Source organism: Streptomyces sp. NBC_01384 (genome assembly GCF_045040035.1).
Classification (GTDB): domain Bacteria; phylum Actinomycetota; class Actinomycetes; order Streptomycetales; family Streptomycetaceae; genus Streptomyces.
This window is the reverse complement of sequence record NZ_CP109559.1, coordinates 4,824,480-4,839,551: the sequence shown is the minus strand read 5'-3', so window position 1 is coordinate 4,839,551 and position 15,072 is coordinate 4,824,480. Positions and strand designations below refer to the sequence as shown.

The 15,072-nt window shown below is 67.0% G+C and carries 12 protein-coding genes, 1 tRNA gene and 2 pseudogenes; 9 read left to right on the top strand and 6 right to left on the bottom strand.

What is annotated here, in order from left to right; genetic code table 11:
- Positions 1 to 100 precede the first annotated feature (100 nt).
- Positions 101 to 174 (top strand) — tRNA-Ile (locus OG747_RS22200).
- 1,007 nt (positions 175 to 1,181) lie between these two features.
- Here the strand turns inward: OG747_RS22200 and OG747_RS22195 are convergent.
- Entirely contained in the window at positions 1,182 to 5,189 is a 4,008-nt protein-coding gene (locus OG747_RS22195; RefSeq protein ID WP_405881092.1) for a hypothetical protein, read from the bottom strand.
- A gap of 539 nt (positions 5,190 to 5,728) precedes the next feature.
- On the opposite strand from OG747_RS22195, the pseudogene OG747_RS22190 reads away from it, so the two are divergent.
- The 3 genes and pseudogenes from OG747_RS22190 to OG747_RS22180 form a co-directional block, all read left to right on the top strand.
- Positions 5,729 to 5,875: pseudogene (locus tag OG747_RS22190) on the top strand (IS5/IS1182 family transposase); the annotation flags it as partial.
- A complete protein-coding gene (locus OG747_RS22185; RefSeq protein ID WP_405881091.1) occupies positions 5,872 to 6,264 on the top strand; it encodes a hypothetical protein in 393 nt (130 codons plus the stop codon). The pseudogene OG747_RS22190 and the gene OG747_RS22185, both read left to right, overlap by 4 nt.
- Positions 6,265 to 6,684: 420 nt before the next feature.
- On the top strand, positions 6,685 to 7,980 hold the full coding sequence (locus OG747_RS22180) for an amidohydrolase family protein (RefSeq protein WP_405881090.1): 1,296 nt from the start codon (positions 6,685 to 6,687) through the stop codon (positions 7,978 to 7,980).
- A gap of 301 nt (positions 7,981 to 8,281) precedes the next feature.
- Here OG747_RS22180 and OG747_RS22175 read toward each other — a convergent pair whose 3' ends face one another.
- Positions 8,282 to 8,812 (bottom strand): GNAT family N-acetyltransferase, encoded by a 531-nt coding sequence (locus tag OG747_RS22175; protein ID WP_405881089.1) that lies wholly within the window; start codon positions 8,810 to 8,812, stop codon positions 8,282 to 8,284.
- Positions 8,813 to 9,004: 192 nt separating this feature from the next.
- Entirely contained in the window at positions 9,005 to 9,454 is a 450-nt protein-coding gene (locus tag OG747_RS22170) for a DoxX family membrane protein (RefSeq protein ID WP_405881088.1), read from the bottom strand.
- Between the two features lie 176 nt (positions 9,455 to 9,630).
- Here OG747_RS22170 and OG747_RS22165 point away from each other — a divergent pair, with 176 nt between their 5' ends.
- The 4 genes and pseudogenes from OG747_RS22165 to OG747_RS22150 form a co-directional block, all read left to right on the top strand.
- The gene (locus OG747_RS22165) at positions 9,631 to 10,857 is read left to right on the top strand and encodes an amidohydrolase family protein (RefSeq protein WP_405881086.1); all 1,227 of its coding nucleotides are present in this window, start codon (positions 9,631 to 9,633) and stop codon (positions 10,855 to 10,857) included.
- 127 nt (positions 10,858 to 10,984) lie between these two features.
- On the top strand, positions 10,985 to 11,176 hold the full coding sequence (locus OG747_RS22160) for a ferredoxin (RefSeq protein WP_405881085.1): 192 nt from the start codon (positions 10,985 to 10,987) through the stop codon (positions 11,174 to 11,176).
- 72 nt (positions 11,177 to 11,248) lie between these two features.
- On the top strand, positions 11,249 to 12,172 hold the full coding sequence (locus OG747_RS22155; protein ID WP_405881084.1) for an FkbM family methyltransferase: 924 nt from the start codon (positions 11,249 to 11,251) through the stop codon (positions 12,170 to 12,172).
- Positions 12,173 to 12,336: 164 nt separating this feature from the next.
- Positions 12,337 to 12,468 (top strand): annotated as a pseudogene (locus OG747_RS22150) (GntR family transcriptional regulator); the annotation flags it as partial.
- Here OG747_RS22150 and OG747_RS22145 read toward each other — a convergent pair.
- Positions 12,458 to 13,216, bottom strand: a complete 759-nt coding sequence (locus tag OG747_RS22145; protein WP_405881083.1) for a glycosyltransferase family 2 protein — start codon at positions 13,214 to 13,216, stop codon at positions 12,458 to 12,460. The pseudogene OG747_RS22150 and the gene OG747_RS22145 overlap by 11 nt on opposite strands.
- Before the next feature lie 8 nt (positions 13,217 to 13,224).
- Positions 13,225 to 14,013: a GntR family transcriptional regulator gene (locus tag OG747_RS22140; protein ID WP_405881082.1), complete on the bottom strand. Its 789-nt coding sequence runs from the start codon at positions 14,011 to 14,013 to the stop codon at positions 13,225 to 13,227.
- 297 nt (positions 14,014 to 14,310) lie between these two features.
- Here OG747_RS22140 and OG747_RS22135 point away from each other — a divergent pair, with 297 nt between their 5' ends.
- Positions 14,311 to 14,517 (top strand): hypothetical protein, encoded by a 207-nt coding sequence (locus tag OG747_RS22135; protein WP_405881081.1) that lies wholly within the window; start codon positions 14,311 to 14,313, stop codon positions 14,515 to 14,517.
- 166 nt (positions 14,518 to 14,683) lie between these two features.
- Here the strand turns inward: OG747_RS22135 and OG747_RS22130 are convergent, their stop codons facing one another.
- Positions 14,684 to 15,055, bottom strand: coding sequence for a DUF6344 domain-containing protein (locus OG747_RS22130; protein ID WP_405881080.1), 372 nt, complete (start codon positions 15,053 to 15,055; stop codon positions 14,684 to 14,686).
- Positions 15,056 to 15,072 lie beyond the last annotated feature (17 nt).

The window sequence follows — 15,072 nt, the reverse complement described above, 5'->3', positions numbered from 1 at the left end:
GGCCCCGGCCGGGAGGCCCCGGTTACCGATTTTGGGACTGGCCGCGTCGTGCGCTAATCTTCAGAGGTCAGCGCGCGGGACACACACCGCAAAGCGCGGCGGGGCTATAGCTCAGTTGGTTAGAGCGCATCCCTGATAAGGATGAGGCCACAGGTTCAAATCCTGTTAGCCCCACACTAGAAGATCCAGAAGAGCGGGCGTTTCCCCTGGTGGGAAGCGCCCGTTCTTTGTTCTGCCTCCGGTGAGGGCGTTGGTCTGCGTTGGTCTGGCGTGGGCAACGTCGGAACGGCCCCACTTGATCGTCTCCCAGATTTCTCCCGGGCTCTCCCCCGCTCTGAGCTCGCGGCAGGGATCCACAGCGCCGTGTCAGGCGATGTGACGGCTTCCGGGCAATGCCACCGCGTCCCGCGATCTGCCGTGGCATCCTCACCGCTCTGACCATGACGGACTCCATCCGGCGATGGCGGTGGCGATGGCGATGGCGGCGACGTGTACGGGCTGCGTCCGACAGGCACATAGCGGAGCTGCGGGCGGCCTTGGACCGCCTCGGATACGCCTGGTGGCCGGTGCCTCTCCGCGTACGCGCGGCTATGCGGCAGATCAGCGGGACCAGCCTTGGGGCGCTCCTCCACGTAGAAGCCTGGGCGCTCGGAATCGGCATGGTCGCGGTCAACCTCGTTTCGGAAGCGATCCGCGAAACGCATCACGTCCCGACCCGCGTGGCCATCACGTACTACGGCTGGATTGGGCTGACTGCCCTGACAGCCGGAGCGACCCGGGGAGCGTACGTCGCCAGTGCTGTGACCGGAATGGTTTGCCGGGTCGGGGTCTTCCGCCGGTGCGGGGGATGTCGGAGTTCTCCCCCGACCTGGCCCTCTCGGGTGCCGCCGGAGGACATACCCATGAGACGCCGGGCAGTGGCGACCACCGGGCGCCGAGATCTTGTCGCGGCGGGGTGCGTGATGAGCGTTCCCGCCCACCTCTGTCCACGTTGCTCATACTTCCGCAGGACGCAGAAACGCCCGATCGCTGGAGACGGGGGATGCACCAGCGATCGGGCTATGGCCAAGGGTAACAAGGCTGCTTGCGCAGAGGGAGCCAACTGCCCGGCCGTAATGAGAAGTTGCGATCCGGGTAATGCAACGGCCTCGCGGTGTGCCGCTGGTTGGGACTCGACATCGTTACCCACCGCAAGGAGGCTCGTACGAGAGGCGGGGCAGGTACTCGTGCCATTTCTCCGGCGTCAGAACGCCCCGAGTGGTCGAGCAAATGCGACGAATGGCCTCGTCGGCGCCCAGATTCCACAGCCGGACGGTATCCGGGCCGCTCGAGACTCCGAGCATGTGGCTTTTGGGGCTGAACGACAAGAAATTGCCTGTCTTGGCGTTCGGGCTCATCGATTGACCGATGGGCGCGGCATCGGATGGGACGGTGACGTTCCAGAGTCGGACCGTGTTGTCGTTGCCGCCGCTCGCCAGCGTGCTGCCGTCCTGACTGAACGTCAGCGACACGACCGCTTCCGTGTGGCCGGTGAGGGGCTTGCCCAGCCGGGTTGCCTTGCGGGAGTCGGTGATGTTCCAGAGCCGGACCGTGTTGTCGTCGCTGCCGCTGGCCAACGTATGGCCGTCCGGACTGTAGGCGAGCGCGTTGATGGGTCCGAGGTGTCCCATGAGAGGCGCGCCGAGTTGGGCAGCATGACGTGGGTCGGTCACATTCCACAGTCGGATGGTGTCGTCCGCGCTGCCGCTGGCGAGAGTGCGGCCGTCCGGGCTGAAGACGAGGGAGTTGACGTAGCCCTTGTGGCCGGTGAGCGGCGCGCCGAGTGGAAGAAGGCGGGACGGGTCGCTGACGTTCCACAACCGGATGGTGCGGTCCTCATAAGCCGTTGCCAGCATGCGCCCGTCCGGGCTGAAGGCCAGCGCAGCCGCGAACCGTGTCCGCAGCGCGACGGGTGGGCCGTAGGCGACAGGCCGAGTCGGGTCGGTGACGTTCCACAGCTGCACTGCGCGGTTTCCGGTCAGCACCGCGAGTATGTGGCCGTCGGGGGAGAAAGCCGGTGCATGCACCTCACCCTTCCCGGGCGTGAACGGTTCGCTCAGCGACACGGGCCGGTTGGGAGTCTCCACGTTCCACAACCGAACCCTTCCGTCGCGCGCGGCTGTGGCGAGCACCCGCCCGTCCGGGCGGAACGCTCCGATGCGGCCGATCATGTCCGACGTCGGTATCGACCACAGGCGGACCATGTTGTCGCCACTCCCGGTGGCGAGGGTCCGGCCGTCGGGGCTGAAACCCAAGGCGTACATCTCGCCGCCGCTCCCTGCGAGCGGCTCGCCGACCTGCGACGGATATGCCGGATCACTGACGTTCCACAGGCTCGCCGTGCTGTCCGCGCTGGCGGCGGCGAGCATGTTTCCGTCGGGGCTGAAAGCCACTGACCATACGGGACCGGTGTGGCCGGTGAGCGGCGCGCCGAGCGATGTCGCGTGACGTGGAACGGCCACGTTCCAGAGCCGGATGGTGTCGTCCGAGCTGCCGCTGGCGAGAGTGCGGCCATCGGGGCTGAAGGCCACGGAGTGCACCGTGTCCGTGTGGCCGGTCAGCACCGCATCGATCGGCACCGGATGACGGGGTTCGGCCATGTCCCACAGCCTGATCGTGCCGTCGTCGCTGCCGGCTGCCAGCGTCTGTCCGTCGGGGCTGAACGCCACGGAGCGTACGGCGGCGGTGTGGCCGGTCACCGCGCCGAGGGCCTTCGTCCGGCCCGGGTCGCCCACGTCCCACAGGTGAACGGTGTGATCTTCGCTGGCGGAGGCCAGAGTGCGGCCGTCCGGGCTGAAGGCGAGCAGGTAGATCGTGCCGCCGTGGCCGGTCAAGGGGGTCCCGATGGGCTGCGGGTGGCTGGGATCCTGCACGTTCCACAGCCGGATCGTGCCGTCGTCTCCGGCGCTGGCGAGGGTGTGGCCGTCCGGACTGAAGACCGCGCTGCTCACCCAACTCGTGTGGCCGGTGAGGGGCTTGCCCAGGGGTTTGGGTCGAGTCGGGTCTGCCACGTTCCACAGTCGAACGGTCCGGTCGTAGCTGGCGGTGGCCAGGATCCGCCCGTTCGGGCTGAACGAGGTGAGGTAGACGGCGCCCGTGTGGCCGAGCAGCGGCGTGGCGAGCGGCGCGTTCACGATCGAGATCAAGCGATTGCTCGTGCCCTCGTCGTGTGGCCGCAAGCGGTGTGCCACCAGGTCGAGTTGAGCGGACAACGACGGATCCGTGTGCTGGACGCGATCGGCTTCGGCGAGCACCTGCTCGAACACCGCATCGTCCCGCTGCTGCCGCGCGATCACCGCCGAACCGGCAGCCAGTATCGCCAGGACGACCAGAGCCGACACCGCGCCACGGCTGATCCAGACGGTGCGCTTGCGCAGCCTGACCGAAGCGGCCAGGAATTCCACCGCGCTCCGGGTCAGGAAGGTGTCACCGGCGGATTTCGCCCAGCTGTGGGCCTGCTCCAGACGGGAACCTCGGTAGAGCAGTGACGTGTCGCGGTTCGAGCCCTCCCAGGCTCGGCCGTCGTCCTCCAGCCGCTGGCGCAGCAGGTTGTCGTTCTTGTCCTCGTCTATCCAGTCGCGTAGGCGTGGCCAGGCGTGGAGCAGCGCTTCATGGGTGATCTCCACGGTCTCCGCGTCGAGTGTCACCAATCGGGCGCGAACCAACGCTTCGAGCGATTCCTCCGTCTTGTCGGGGTCCGTTGACTCCTCCGCCAGTTGGCGCCGTGTCCCACGCCTACGAGTTGCCTGCGTGTCTTCGCCCAGCCGGACCAGCCTGAGGAGAAGCAGCCTCGCGGCCGTGCGCGCTGCCGGGTCGAGGCCGGACCAGGCTCGCTCGGCGGTCGTCGCTACCGCTCCCTGGATTCCGCCCGCCGCGCGGTAGCCGGCCAGGGTGAGTTTTCCCGCCTTCCGTCGCTGCCAGGTGGCGAGCAGGGCGTGGGAGAGGAGCGGCAGCGCTCCCGCGTCGTGTGCCCCGCGGGGGCCGTCGGCGCTCACTTCCCGGACGATCGTCTCAGCGAGTCCCGCTTCGAGTTCCAGACCCACGGCCTTGGCGGGGCCGGTCACCGCTTCGCGCAGTTCCGTGGTGGTCAGAGGCCCGAGCACCATGTGCCGGTGTTGCAGCGCGTCGGCCAGTTCGGGATAGCCGAGGCACTGCTCGTAGAAGTCGGCGCGTATGCCGAGGACTACAAGCACGGGGGCTGGGTCACCGGGGTCGGTGGGCGAGCACGCGGCGTGGAGGAGCTGGATGAAGGCGCGTCTGCTCGCTTCCTCGGAGCAGAGGGTGAAGGCCTCCTCGAACTGATCCACGATGAGGACCGGACGGGCGGCGGAGGACGTCTCGCGTTGCGCCCATGCCGTGACAGCCTTCCTCACTGCGGGCGCGAATTCCGGAGTACTGGGCTCCTTCGTCGCCGTTTCCTCCGCGCTGGAGACGACGTGTGCGAGCTCAGGTATCCGGCGGGTCAGCTCCGCGAGAGGATCGCCTCCCGGCACGAGCTGCAGAATCCCACCCGCCTGGCTGTTCTCGTCCCCCAGTGCGCCGTTCTGCAGTGCGGGCACCAGGCCGGCATTCAGAAGGGATGATTTTCCCGCCCCGGAGGCGCCCACGAGCATGACCAGGCCACCCGTCTTCTCCGCTGCCTGGAGCTGGGAAATGAGGGCATCCGTGCTCCGCGCTCGGCCGAAGAACCACCGGGCATCCTCATGACGGTACGAAGCCAGCCCCCGGTATGGGCACACGCCCGGGTCGGCCGGGGCTTCGGCCGGGGGTCGCTCCACCGCGTCTGCGGATGCTGCGGCGTGGTCGCCGACCGGGTCGGCCACCGCGCGCTCCCACAGGCGCTGCCACTGGGCCAAGTCGTACAGGCCTGTGGACACCGGGGCGGGCCGCGAGCGCCGTGCTTCGGGGATCAGGATCTGCAGCACGGCTGCGAGGGCGGTGAACTGGGCAGGCACGTTCTTGGCCCGTCGCCAGTCGCTGATCCGCTGAGCGGACACCCGCACAGGCCGCCCTCGTTCGTCGACCCGCTGAAGCCGGACGACCGCCTCGGCCACGCGCGTGAGGGGAGGGTTGCCTGCCTCCTTGTACAGCAGCGCGAGACGTTCCGCGAAGGCTGTGCGTGCCCCTGAGTCGGAACTCAAGGCCTCCACCCCTTACTTCCCCCGCACCTGGACGTCCGGACCGGAAAACTCACCCTATATGGCTGACCTGCAGTTAAGTCCTAGGTCCGGTGGCGGAATCTCCTCGGCGGGAGCCACAGCTGGCAGGATCACGACGCAGTAGCGAATCCACCGCGCGACGCCCGGACAGGCCACCAGCTCAGCGTTCGGAGAGGCAACTCGTGACGCTGCATCTATTCGGACATCTTCCACTGGAGTTACGAGATGGTGGCGACGGTCTCGGTGCGTGCGCTTGAGAGATCCGTGCAGCCGGTTCCATCTGGACTGTTGTCGCGTCGACCACGGATGCGGCCCCTTCCTCGATCCGTGCCGACACGGCGCGGATCGACGCCGCCCGCACCGTTCGGTACCGGTCCCCACGAGGGGAGGGACCGGTACCGAACGGTGCGGAGTGTGGAGGGGGCGCAGTCCGGTATGCGGTTGGCTGAAGCGGGCAGCGACGCCATGGGGGTGGCGGAATTCGGACACACGACCCCTTCGTCCCGAACTCGATCAGGCCCTTCGTGACACTGCACCGGCGCCTGGTCCGCGACTACGGACACCGCCCGGCCTCTTCCGCCTCCCGCGTCTACGGGGCGATGACCCACACCATGACCCGCCGGCTCACCGGCACGAACACCTCCACCTGGCGCGACCCGCAGGCGGTCACGTCATGAACATCCAGCCCCTGCCCGACGCGCTCGACATCCAGGAGGAAGCCGCCCGCGCCCTGGCCGACGACTTCCGCGCCCAGATCACGGAACTGCAGAACCGGCTGCGGGAGGCCGAGACCCAGATAGAACACCTGGTGATCGCCCTGAAGACCGTCACCGCCCTCACCGAACGGCTCTCCGTCCACCCGCTGCCCGAGCACCCGGACCATCCCCGCATCCTCGCTGTCTTCAACAAGGCCGCCGGCCCTCTACGAGCCCGTGACGTCTGCGAAGCCCTTGACCACGAACTGCTGCCGAAGAACATCGAAGGCACCCGCGCCAAGCTGAAACGCCTCGTCAAGCTCGACGTCCTCACCGAGGTCGACACCGGCAGCTTCACCAGGAAGCGGTAGCCGCCCGAAGCTGACTGGACGATCTTATGAGTGCCGGTCGTCCGGGGTGAGGGGATGGCTGAAACAGGGGGCACGGCTGGGGGTTCCCGGCTCTGAACGGACCGGGGCGTGCCGCTGTGACAGGTGTGACCCCATGTTTCAGTTCCTCCCGCCGGGCGTCCCGTGGCCGTGAGGTTCAGGCGTAGCCGCTGCATCGGTGGAGTACGGAGATCGTTCGGAGCGGATGCTTGATTCGCCCATGTGGAGAATGTAGTTTCCACTTAGCGAGAGCGTTAATTCGGCTTGGCGCGGGACGGCACTCGCTGAGCTGGTGCGGGTGCCTCGTTGGGGCGTTGAGCTCAAGGATCCCGGGCTGTGACGGCGTTCCGACGACCCTCAAGGCGGCCAGGGTGCTGCCCGCGTCAGACGGAAGGGACCGACATGCAGCGGGACGACATGATCCTGATCAGCGTGGACGACCACATCATCGAGCCGCCGGACATCTTCGTGAACCACCTGCCGAAGCGCTACCAGGACGGCGCACCGCGGCTCGTCCACCGGGAGGACGGCAGCGACGTGTGGCAGTTCCGCGACAACACCGTCGGAAATGCCGCGCTCAACGCTGTGGCCGGGCGGCCCAAGGAGGAATACGGCCTGGATCCGCAGGGCATGGACGAGATCAGGCCCGGCTGCTACGACGTGCACGAACGGATCAAGGACATGAACGCGGGCGGGGTCCTCGCTCAGATGAACTTCCCGTCCTTCCCGGGCTTCTCGGCCAGGATGTTCGCCACCGAGGACTCGGACTTCTCGCTTGCCCTGGTCCGGGCCTACAACGACTGGCACATCGACGAGTGGTGTGCCGCTTACCCCGGGCGGTTCATCCCGATGGCGCTCCCCGCCATCTGGGACGCTGAACTGTGCGCGGCGGAGGTCCGGCGAGTCGCTGCCAAGGGCTGTCACTCGCTGACGTTCACCGAGAACCCTGCCGCCCTCGGCTACCCCAGCTTCCACAGCGACTACTGGAACCCGCTGTGGCGGGCGCTGTCCGACACGGACACCGTCATGTCGGTACACATCGGCTCCTCCGGCCGCCTCGCCATTCCGGCCGTCGACTCACCGCCCGACGTCATGATCACGCTCCAACCGGTGAACCTCGTCTCGGCCGCGGCCGACCTGCTGTGGTCCCGCCCGGTCAAGGACTTCCCCAACTTGAAGATCGCTCTGTCCGAGGGCGGTACGGGCTGGATCCCGTACTTCCTGGAGCGGGTGGACCGGACCTTCGAGATGCACCGGACTTGGACCCTGCAGGACTTCGGCGGAAAGCTGCCCTCGGAGGTCTTCCGGGAGCACTTCCTCACCTGCTTCATCAGCGATTCGCTGGGGGTGAGGCTCCGGCACGACATCGGCATCGACAACATCGCCTGGGAGGGCGACTACCCGCACAGCGACTCCATGTGGCCGGACGCACCGGAGCAACTCCACGGAGTGCTGGAAAGCCACTCCGTCCCGGACTCGGACATTGCGAAAATGACGCACGCGAACGCGATGCGCTGGTACTCCTTCGACCCCTTTGCACACATCCCGCGCGAACAGGCCACGGTTGGCGCGCTGCGTAAGGCGGCCGAGGGGCACGACGTCAGCATCCGCCCCCGCAGCCGGCAGCTGAAAGAGCCCGTCGACAAGCTGGAGGCCTTCCGCACTCGGGCACGTGCGGCGGTAGCTGCGGCCCAGTAGTCCCCCATTGGGGCGTGGGGGATTCCTGAAACAGGGGGGTGTCACGGCTGGTCACAGCATGTTCGTCGAGATCACGGTGATCACCGTGACGCTGTGACCGCTGTGACACCCCCCTGTTTCAGCGCTCTGGGCAGAGAACCGTCCGCCTTTGGGCACCAGTACCCCAGCTATTGATCGTGATCTTGCTGGCTGTGATGGGGTGCTTCGGCTGCCGGTGGGCGCTCGGTTGGCCGATCCTGTGCTCCGTCATTGATACCGGTGAGGGCCGTCGGACCGGGGCGGCACTCACCGGAGCCATCGATCACATGGGGAGCGAGAGCAGCCGGACCTCTCCAGTAGGCCAATGAGCATCGCGCAGTGGCGTCCACATGGTCCGCAGCGGCATGATCACGGATCCCTCGGGTTGTTCGACGTGGACGTCCTGCTCAAGCGTTCGCCAGCCGAGTCGCTGGTAGAGCGGGACGAGGGGCGATCGGCAGAAGAGGAGCCCGTGCTGCGGCCCCATCGTCCGTGCGTGGTCGAGGGCTGCCGATACGACCAACCGCGCCAGTCCGTGCCCCCGCAAGCCGGGAGCGACAGCCACCCCGCCGACGCCCACCACCTGTGTGCCGACCCCGCCGATCGATATGGGTAGCCGCAGCAGACCGGCGTGTGCGACGAGGCGGCCCTGCTGCCTGATGCCGAAATGATCTTCCTTGGGCAGCCACGTCAATCCGGCGTCTGCGACACCGAAGGGATCGGCACTGTCGCCGAGGATTTCGATCTGCTCGGTCTTCGTGTACTCCGTGAGTCGCACCACGGTTGGCGGTGCGGAAGAGAGGCGGTCTGTCATCTCGCCATGATCCTGTTTGCGTCGGATCCTGGGCAACTGACGCACTCGGAGCGGCCAACAGAGGTGCTCGCTCGCGCCGGCGGGGGCCGGTGCTGCTCGGCGACCGTCCAGCACTTCTTGCGCGGAGGGTGCCGGATCGGAGAGTGGTAAAGGCGAAATTGATCAGCGACAGCTGAGGTGCTGTAGCTCGCCCTACTGGGCGAACCCCAACGCGTCATCGAGGGACCACACCTGCCAACTCATGCCGAAAAGCGCTACGGCGGAGACCAGGGCCATCATGAGATTCTGCCCCTGCTCGGCCCAGTCGTGGATCATCAGCACCAGGTAGATCAGATTGAGCACGAGCCCGCCGACGAGGGCGATCGGCGTGAGGAAGCCGACGATGAGACCCAGGCCGAGGGCCAGTTCCGCGTAGGCGACCACGTACGCCATAAGCCGAGGCCGCGGTCTGACCAGGTGGTCGAAGCCGAGCCGTACGAGGGGCCATCGGTGCTTGGCTGCGATTCCTCCGGCCCACGCGATGCCACCTCCCGTGAACCAGTCCTTCTTGTCCTTGTGGCGCCAACTCTCCAACCACCACAGGCCAAGGCCTATGCGGAGGACCGCGAACCATTCGGCACCACTGAGCCACACCGTCTGCATCCCCTGGTCCCCTTCTGGCGCGGATCTGATGGATCGTCAGTTCAGCCGACATCGTTCCGGAGTGCAAGAGGGCGGAGTGCTGCTCGCTCTTGCTGTTGCACGGGTAGCCCCCTAGCCTGAATCTGATGGAGCGTCAGATCAGGGTCAGGGAATCGACGGGCAGCAGGGGGTAAGTCGTGGTCAGCACCGAGAGCGGCACCAGGGATCTGCCCAAGGTCATCAGCGTGGACGATCACGTGATCGAGCCCGCACACCTCTTCGAGACATGGCTCCCGAGCAAGTACCGGGACCAGGGGCCGAAGCCCTTCACCGCCGGAATCGGTGATCTCCAGTACATCGGCGGGAAGTACCGGTTCACCACGGACCCGAACGGCCAGGTCACCGATTGGTGGAGGTATGAAGGCGAGGTCTTCCCGTACAAGCGGATCATCGCCGCTGTCGGTTTCTCCCGGGATGAGATGACCCTCGACGGCATCACGCGTGAGCAGATGCGCCGTGGCTGCTGGGACCCGAAAGCCCGCCTGGAGGACATGGACCTCAATCACGTGGAGGCCTCACTCTGCTTCCCGACGTTCCCTCGGTTCTGCGGTCAGACCTTCGCGGAGGCCAAGGACAAGGAGGTCGCGCTCGCGTGCGTCCGTGCCTACAACGACTGGATGGTTGAGGAGTGGTGCGGGGACAGCGGAGGGCGACTGATTCCGCTGTGCCTCATCCCCCTGTGGGACGTCGACCTGGCGGTCACGGAGATCCGGCGCAACGCGGCCCGCGGCGTACGAGCGGTGACCTTCAGCGAGATCCCGACGTACCTGGGGTTGCCGTCGATCCATTCCGGCTACTGGGACCCGTTCTTCGCGGCGTGCGAGGAGACCGGGACCGTGGTCAACATGCACATCGGATCGTCGTCACAGATGCCGGCGGCGTCCCCGGACGCGCCGCCCGCCGTTCAGGCCTCCCTGAGCTTCAACAACGCGATGGCGTCGATGATGGACTTCCTCTTCTCCGGGGTCCTGGTGAAGTTCCCGAGGCTGAAGCTCGCGTACAGCGAGGGGCAGATGGGCTGGATTCCGTACGCCCTGGAGCGCGCGGACGACGTCTGGCGGGAACACCGGGCCTGGGGCGGGGTCAGGGATCTGATCCCGGAGCCGCCCTCGACGTACTACTACCGACAGATCTTCTGCTGCTTCTTCCGCGACAGGCACGGCATCGAGGCCATCGAGACCGTGGGCGTGAACAACGCGACCTTCGAGACCGACTACCCGCACGTCGACTCGACGTGGCCGGACACGAAGCGGGTGGCGGCGGAGCACGTGGCCGGTCTCCCCGATGACGTGACGTACAAGCTGCTGCGAGGAAACGCCATCCGGATGCTGGAGCTGTCCTTTGACCAGGGGGATTCGGCGTAGAGGACGCCGGCGGATACGGCCGATTCGGGGAATGGCTCGGCGGGCACTCAAGTCATGAAGGTCCCTGGGTTCCGGGCCGGCTCGCCGTCCCGCTCCCGGGGAGAGCTCTCTTGTGACTGGAGCGCATATGAAGGTCTCCATCGACCGTGACCTCTGCTACGGCTCCGGTGAATGCGTTCACCGGGTCCCGTCCGTCTTCACCTTCGTAGACCCCGGATATGGGGCCGTCCTGCCGGGCCGCGAGGATACCGACGACGACCCACTCATCCGTGAAGCGGCCGAGAAGTGCCCATCCCAAGCCATCACCATTGCCGAGTAGCGCAGCGTCCAGACGAAGGAGCCCGCAGGGGGCGCGCTACGGTTCGTTCGGACCCGGCGGAGAGGCAAGCGGATGACCAACCCCATTTCAGAGGCCCTGATCGCGCTTGGCCGGGGGTACGTCCGCGATGCTCCCGGCACGTTCGGCAAGGCCCTCCTGGCGGAGAGGTACCTCAACGCTCACCTGCGGGATCATCCTCGAAGGCGCGTCGTCCAAGCTCGGTTCGGTGCCCGCTTCGCGGTCGACACCCAGGACCTCATTCAGCGGTACATCTACATGTTCGGGGTGTGGGAGCCGCACATGACGCGATGGCTTCAGAATCGGCTGAGGCCTGGTGACGTTCTCGTCGACGTCGGTTCCAACATCGGCTACGTCAGCGTTCTCGGGTCCCGGCTCGTCGGGAGCACGGGCCGTGTGGTGTCCATCGAGGCGTCTCCCGTGTTCCACCGCAGGGTGCTGCAGCACCGGCAGCTCAACGGGTGCGACAACATCCGCGCGGTGAACGCTGCCGTCTCCGACAGCCGGAAGACGCTGACCTTCGTGCTCGCCAGCTCCAACAACATGGGGGCGAACAGCATCGTCCCGTACGACGGGCCGGCCGAGTCCGTCTTCGAGATGGAAGCGTGTCCGCTGCCTGAACTCCTGGACCCGGAGGAGATCGCCAACGCTCGGGTCATCAAGATCGATGTCGAAGGGGCGGAGGGCGGAGTCATCCGAGGCCTGGCCCCCATGCTCGACAAGCTGCGGCCGGACGCGGAGATCACGGTGGAGGTCACCCCGGAGCGCATGGCCCAACTGGGCGACTCCGCCGATGAGTTGCTCAAGACGATGAGGGATCACGGCTACCACGTCTATCGGCTTGCCAATGACTACGCATCGGGGACCTACCCAGCCGCCGTCCAAGGCGCGCCGGTGGCCCCGGTGCGTTGGCACGGACCGGTTGTCGGCGAGAGTGACCTGATCTTCTCCAGGGTCGACGCCGAGATCCTCCCCTGACACGACGAGGCCCGGCTCCCAACGTGCGAGGAGCCGGGCTGTGGAGGCTCGTCTTGCAGACCGTGGCCTCGATCATGAGATGGTCACCAGCGGATGGGGTCGAGGTCGCCGTCCGCGCACCCGGGACACGGGACCCGGAGTTTGTGGTCGCATGTGCCGCAGCCGAGCGCGGGGCGCTCGTCACCCGCATTCAGCGGACCTACTACAGCGACAATGCCCGACCGGTCGAAACGGCCGACATCGTCGTGCCTGCCGCCCTCTGCGAGATCGTCTACGAAGTGCCGGTCAATCCGTGATCGGGTAGCGCCACTGGAAGTACGCGAGTGCCCGTGATCTGGCCTCCACCACAGCCATGCGCGCGTCGCGTTCGGCAGGGTCGACATGCGAAGCCTGGCCCGTCATCTGCCCCTCCCACTTCCGGTAGAGGAGCCCGACCTCCTGGGAGAACCACCCTCGGCTCACGGAGTTCAGCGCGAGCAGAAGGCCGGTGTCCTCCGAGGCCGGAAGCGCCATCCAGCCGCCGAGGGCGAGCAGGAGATCCCGCCGGACGAAGAGCGTTGCCGGGTGGACCTGGGCGCGGAAAGCATTCGCCTTCCAGTGGTCGAGCACGGCTCCGCGCTCGATCGGGCCGTTGTCGGGGTCGCCCGGGAAGCCGGCGGTTGAGCCGTCAGGCAGGAAGTCCAGGACCCGTGATGTAGCCCACCCGATGGTGCGGTCATCTTCGAGTGCGGCCAGGTCGCGCGCGAGTGAGCCCGGGGCAAGCTGGTCGTCGGCGTCCAGCACCTTGATGTACTCGCCGTCGGCGTGAGCGAGAGCGATGGTCCGGGCAACACCCGGGCCGCCGGGCCGCCCCTGCCGGAAGGTCACGCGCTCGTCGTCAGGCACGTGCGGGGCGACGGCGTCCGTCCTCCCGTCCTCCTGGATCACCCAGTGCCACTCCCAGCCGTCCGGAAGCTTCTGTTCGCACAGCGACTTGTAGGCCTCCGGCAAGAAGTGCGCCGAGGGTCCGTGGACGGCAGTGACGATGATGATGCGCCGGCTCACGGCAGCACTCACCACCTTTCCAGTGGAGTGGTGAAGAGCAGCTCGGTGCGATCACCGGGCAGGACGATGTCGGAGAGATCTACGACGCGGTCACTGACGTCGTAGGAGATCTTCCGGAGCACGAGCACCGCCGTTCCGCGCGGCAGCCCCAGTTCGTCCGCCTCTTCCGGTGTCGGTGGGCGGGCGGTGACGCGTTCTTCGACGCGGTCGAGCTCGATGCCGACGGTGTACAGCTGGTTCTGGGAGCCTCCTGGCCACGGCTCGTTGGTCTCGTCCAGGAGATCGGGGTTCGCCGCGATCATTTCGCGGACGAGATAGGAGGTCACCAGGCTGAATGGCGCGCTCTCGGCGGCGTACCTCGTCCGATAGGTGCGCTCGAGCAGGGCCGTCCCCTTGGGGACGCCCATGACATCCGCGATGTCCTTGTCCGCCGTGACGTCGCGGTATGACGCGTAGAAGACGAGGTCATCCAGCTCAAGGCCGGTGTCGTGCTCAGTGGCCCCCGTCTGCGCCCGCTCCTCCACCGGCTCACGCGCCCGGCCCTTCTCCCACTGATGCCGGAGGTTGGTGCGCCGCGCCATCGTGCGGGACCGGCGGACGAAGTTGCCGCGGCCGTGCTCCTTCTCGATGAGCCCTTCCTCGCGCAGTAGCCGGAGCGCGTCCCGAACGGTCGGCACGCTGCGCCGGTAGTGCTCCGCGAGCTTCGTCTCCGACGGCAGACGGTCACCAGGCTTTCGCTCGCCTTCACGGATGGATCGGCGGAGGTCATCCGCGATCTGCTCGTACGCCTTTGGCACTGGTGCTCACCGATCCGTTATGGAGCCTGACGTGTCAGCAAGCTGACAAGCCGGCAAGCCAACAACTTCAGCCTCAGCGTACGACTCCTAAAGAGGTGTTGATGAGTGGGGGAGGGCTCCGTCGCACGGCGGAGACGGACAAGGGCACCATCACGGCGTATTGGCCCGACCGAATCGTCACCCAGGCCGCGCGGGCTGATGGCTCCTGCCGTCAGTACCAGGGCGCGAAGGCGATGGGCTTGCACCCAGCACCACTTGGGATCACTGAGCCAATCAGAGGCGCTATAGCTTGGCGCCATGGATGAACCTCGGATCAATGTGTACGGCTCGGCGGACGAAGTCACCATCGCGGCCAACGCGAGCGGGCTACGGGCTCTTGCCGAGCGGCTCCTTGGTCTCGCTGATCCTGAACTCCGGGACGGGTATCACGAGCACCTTGAGGGCGGCATCGGCCTGGTGGAAGGCTCGATCAGTCTGATTCTGGCTCGGGACGAGAAGCCGTAGATCTCGTGCGGTGACATGGCGAAGCCCCGGCAGCTCTTTTCGAGGTGCCGGGTCTTCGAATCCGGGGGTGGCGGTGTACGCAAGTTCGCCGCTACGTCAGGAGGGGGGAACAGGAGGGGGGAACAGGAGGGGGAATGGGGGCGGGGGTTGGGTGGTGCCGCGTGGTTCAGCGCCGGAGGGGTGCGTCGGGCTCGCTGGGGGCCTCGGAGGCGTAGAGGGCCGCGAGCTCGGCCGCGATGGCATCGGCGGCGTCAGTGGCATCGGTCGGCGGGCGGTGGCGGCAGCTCGGTGAGGAGCCGTGGGCCTCGGCGCGGATGCGTTGCTTCATCGTGGGGGGCAGGGCCCGGCTGTGGGGACCGGTCCAGGGAGACCCGGGAGAAACGGTCGGCACGGTCATGGGGGCCGCGCTATTGCGCGTCGCCCCGGCCTGCGGTACGGCCGCGGCCGCGGTGGTCGTGATGAATCCGAGCGCCGTGCACAGTGCCATGAAGGCGGTGACGATGGCGGTCCACAGCTTCATGACCTTGTTCTGGGTCATGGCCCCTCACTTTCGGG

Bases quoted from the DNA above. Each gene is read 5' to 3' on its own strand.
- OG747_RS22185 (WP_405881091.1), top strand. From the start codon at position 5,872: ATGAACATCCAGCCCCTGCCCGACGCGCTCGACATCCAGGAGGAAGCC.
- OG747_RS22180 (WP_405881090.1), top strand. From the start codon at position 6,685: ATGCAGCGGGACGACATGATCCTGATCAGCGTGGACGACCACATCATC.
- OG747_RS22175 (WP_405881089.1), bottom strand. From the start codon at position 8,812: ATGACAGACCGCCTCTCTTCCGCACCGCCAACCGTGGTGCGACTCACG.
- OG747_RS22170 (WP_405881088.1), bottom strand. From the start codon at position 9,454: ATGCAGACGGTGTGGCTCAGTGGTGCCGAATGGTTCGCGGTCCTCCGC.
- OG747_RS22160 (WP_405881085.1), top strand. From the start codon at position 10,985: ATGAAGGTCTCCATCGACCGTGACCTCTGCTACGGCTCCGGTGAATGC.
- OG747_RS22155 (WP_405881084.1), top strand. From the start codon at position 11,249: ATGACCAACCCCATTTCAGAGGCCCTGATCGCGCTTGGCCGGGGGTAC.
- OG747_RS22135 (WP_405881081.1), top strand. From the start codon at position 14,311: ATGGATGAACCTCGGATCAATGTGTACGGCTCGGCGGACGAAGTCACC.
- OG747_RS22130 (WP_405881080.1), bottom strand. From the start codon at position 15,055: ATGACCCAGAACAAGGTCATGAAGCTGTGGACCGCCATCGTCACCGCC.